At 72.8% G+C, this 3876-nt stretch carries 3 protein-coding genes; 1 reads left to right on the top strand and 2 read right to left on the bottom strand.

Features of this window, described 5'->3' with window-relative positions; translation table 11 throughout:
* Window positions 1-569: hypothetical protein (locus tag U9R90_RS34130; RefSeq protein ID WP_411061190.1), on the bottom strand; the 569-nt coding region annotated here is incomplete at its 3' end.
* Between the two features lie 112 nt (window positions 570-681).
* A complete protein-coding gene (locus tag U9R90_RS34135; RefSeq protein WP_411061192.1) occupies window positions 682-2751 on the bottom strand; it encodes an N-6 DNA methylase in 2070 nt (689 codons plus the stop codon).
* Window positions 2752-2927: 176 nt separating this feature from the next.
* On the opposite strand from U9R90_RS34135, the gene U9R90_RS34140 reads away from it, so the two are divergent.
* Window positions 2928-3803 carry a hypothetical protein gene (locus U9R90_RS34140; RefSeq protein WP_411061194.1) on the top strand — a complete coding sequence of 292 codons (876 nt, stop codon included), beginning with the start codon at window positions 2928-2930 and terminating at the stop codon, window positions 3801-3803.
* Window positions 3804-3876 lie beyond the last annotated feature (73 nt).

Genomic DNA, 3876 nt, shown 5'->3' on the forward strand with positions numbered 1-3876 from the left:
GGCGGGGTGTGGGGCTGGGCCTGGGGCGTGGTGTGGGTCTGGGGCGTGGTGTGAACCTGCGGCTGAGTGTGGGCCTGCGGCTGAGTGTGAGCCTGCGGCTGGGGGTGAGCCTGGGGCGGGTAGTCGTAGCCCGGCGCCTGCGACGGGGCCACCTGGGTCGTGGCCGTGTGCGGCGCGTACGGACCGGAGGCCTGGTGCTGCTGCGGTGGGTAGCCGTAGTGCGCCTGCGGTGGCCGGTGGTGGCGGATGTCCATCGTCAGGTAGTACGCGGTCACGGCGACGGCGGTGGCCAGCAGCCCGACCATCGCCAGAGTGCCCCGTGTGGTGCTCAGGTCCTCGGTGTCGTCCGTGAGCAGCACCGCGAAGCAGCCGACGACGACACCCAACGAGACCCAGAACGCCACCCAGTCCCTGCGGACCCGGGTCGTGATCGCGAGCCGCAGCGTCGCCGCCCAGGAGCCCAACCCGCAGGAGCCGAGCGCCAGGGCCACGAAGACCACGCGCAGCACGACAACCTGCGTGGACGAGGGGCGCGGGGGCTGCGGCGGCGCATAGCCGTGGCCGTGCATGGGGCTGCTCCTGGGGCAAGCGGAAAGACGGGGACGGTACCTCGGACGGTCGAACGCGTTGGTGCAGGGATGAGCGTATACAGCCCTGCCGACAACTGGACCCCCGTTGCCGTCACTCGGGCCCGATGGTCCCGTCCGTCAGCCCGTCGTACGTCCCCTGGATGAGCTGCTCGCCCAGCCGCCCGGCCAGCCGCAGCGCCTCCTCGAAGGCCGCCAGCGTACGGAACCGCTCGCCGTACGCCCGCTGCCGCTCCAGCGGAATACGGGGCAGCTGGAGGCGACGGACGTCGAGCCGGGTCGCGGTGGAGGCATAGCTGCTGGCCTGGCGGTTGTTGGCGGTGCCGCGCAGGAATCCGGCCAGGAACCAGGGGTCGAGCGCGGCCGGGTCGGGGCGCAGCAGGCAGAGGTTGCGGCCCAGCGCGGCACCTGCGGTGGCCGCGTCGACCACGCGCGCGACGGTGCCGCCGCCGAGCACCGGGACGATGACGTCGCCCTCTTCGACGAGCACGGGCTCGTCGCTCGGATCGTCCGGATCGCCCTTGGGCAGCGTCCCGGAGGGTGCCGTCCCCGCCAGTACGTCATGGTCGGTGAGGACCCGTACGCGCGCGTGGCCGCCCGCCGAGCCCATCCGCAGCGTCAGGGCGCCGCCGCGCGCGAGCTCGCCGACGGTGGTGCCGGGCCAGCGCACCGGCTGCTCGGGATCGGCCGCGGCGGGAGTGAGCTCGACCGTGCGGCGCAGGGTCGTGGCGAGGTCGCCGCGCAGGGCCGCGAGCTTCTCGGCGCCGCCGCCCGCCGCCGGCGGCGGCAGATGGCGGGCCGGGGTCAGGTCCACGTCGTCGTCGAGGAGTTCGATGACCGGCACCGGGCGGCTGAGTCCCGGGGTCTCGGCGGCCGTGCCGTCACGGTCGAAGGCCGTCCAGGCGTCGAGGACCGCGGTACGCACCTCCTGCCAGGGGAGCTTCTCGCGGGTGTCCTGCACCAGTGCGGACGTCTCGACCAGCAGTACCTCGGGGGTGGACCCGGCGAACCCGGTGGGCCTGCGCAGTACCCACAGATGGAGCGGGATGCTGTGCGGCGGCGCGGCGCCCGCGGGCAGCGCGATGACCGCGCGCAGCGCGCCGCGGCGCAGCAGGTCCGCGCGGATACGGCGGCCGGAGCGGCGGGACGCGGCGGCGGGCGGCATCAGCAGGACAGCGGTGCCGCCGTCCCGCAGCCGGGCCAGGGCGTGCTGGACCCAGGCCAGTTCGGACTCCGTACGGGCGGGGAACCCGTACTCCCAGCGCGGGTCGTAGGCGAGCTCGTCATGGCCCCAGTTGCGTTCGTTGAACGGCGGGTGGCAGAGCACCGCGTCCGCCCGCAGGCCTTCGAAGGCGTCGGCGCGCAGAGTGTCGGCCGTGGCGGTGCGCACGGCGGCGTCCGAGTGCAGCGCCAGCCGCAACGCGGTCAGGGCGGCCAGCTCGGGGGCGCTGTCCTGCCCGTACAGCCACTGCTCGGGGTGCGGGGCGACGGCGGACAGCAGGGCTCCGGTGCCGCAGGCCGGGTCCAGGACGGTGTCGGCGGCGCCGGCGAGCGCGGCCATCAGCTCGGCGGGCGCTGACGGGGTGAGCGGGTACTGGCGGGGGTTGGCGTCCAGGTGCCGCCCGACCAGGAACTCGTAGGCCTGGCGCGCGCCCGGGACCTGTGACCCGCGCCCCAGCTCGGCGGCGAGCTCGGCGACGCCGCGCAGCAGCGGTACGGACGGCAGCAGCTCGGCCGGACCCGGGACCCGTACGGCCCGGTCGGCGGCGGCCCCGAGGCGCTGGGTCAGTACGGCCTCCAGCGGGCCCGGCAGCAGCTCGGCCGTCTGTTCGTCCGACCGGGCGGTCAGTTCACGCCAGTCAGCGGGCCTGGTGTGTACGAGCAGGAGGACGCAGCCGGCGTGCAGCAGGGCCGTGGCGGGCCCGGCCGGGTGCCCCGCGAGCTGCTGCCAGACCCGCTCGCGCAGCGGCACCTCGGCGAGCTTGCCCTGCTTACGCAGCCATGACTCGACCTCGGTGAGCGCGAAGGACGGGCTGGTCTCGGTGCCGCCGACGGGCTGCGGGAAGTCGGCGTGGCGGCGGCGCCAGTTGCTCACGGCCGCGCGTCCGACTCCGGCCAGCCGGGCGATCCCTGCGGCGGTCACCTCTGTCGCGTTGTCCGGCACCCGGCTGACTCCTTCTCCTGGCTGTGCGCCTGCGGTGACACGGAGCATACCGCCCACGCCGCTCACACTCGTGAATGCACGAACTCTTGTGAACTGTGTTGACTCGGTTCACAGCGTCTGTTCTTATTGACCCGTCGGTTCACGGACTTCGTGTCAGCGCCCGGAAAGGTGCCCTCATGTCTCAGCAGCCTCAGCACCCGCACGACCCGCAGAACCCGTACGGCGGCCAGCAGCAGTACGGCGCCCAGCAGTACGGCGGCCAGCAGCACGGCCAGCCGTACGGGAACCCGCAGCAGGGCGGGCCGCAGTACGGCGGCGGTCAGCACGGAGGTGGGCAGCACGCCCAGCCGCAGCCGCCCAAGCGGAGCTGGTTCGCCCGGCACAAGCTGCTCACGGGGATCGGCGCCGTCGCGGCGGTGATCGTGATCGCCACGGCCGCGAGCGGCGGTGGCGGCGATGACAGCGGCGACAAGGGCAACCAGGCCTCGTCCAGCGAGAACGACACCAAGAACGGCGACACCAAGAGCGACAAGAAGAGCGAGAAGAAGAAGGCCGGACTCGGCGGCGACGGCACCTACGAGGTCGGCTCGGACATCAAGCCCGGCACCTACCGCTCGACCGGCAACGAGGACGGGCTCTGCTACTGGGAGCGCGCCAAGGACTCCTCGGGCGACATGGAGTCGATCCTCGCCAACGACAACGTCACCGGAACCGCCTATGTGACCGTCAAGGAGAGCGACAAGATCTTCAAGTCGACCGACTGCAAGAGCTGGGAGACGGTCGACGAGAAGGCCAAGGGCTCCCCGGCCGGCGGCGACATCAACGGCGACGGCGGTATGTACAAGGTCGGCGTCGACATCGCGCCGGGCACCTACAAGTCCTCGGGCAACGAGGACGACATGTGCTACTGGGAGCGCTCCAAGGACGCCGAGAACCGGCTGGAGTCGATCGCCGCGAACGACAACGTCTCCGGCAGCGCGATCGTGACGGTCAGCCCGCAGGACGCGTACTTCAAGACGACGGGCTGCGGGGACTGGAAGAAGACCGGCTGACCTGCCGCTCGCCGCGCGCCAGGCCCCCTTCTTCCTCCCTCCCTGCGTTCCCCGTTCCCCTCTGCCTTACCAC

This window comes from Streptomyces sp. E11-3, from assembly GCF_046540415.1.
Taxonomy (GTDB): Bacteria; Actinomycetota; Actinomycetes; order Streptomycetales; family Streptomycetaceae; genus Streptomyces.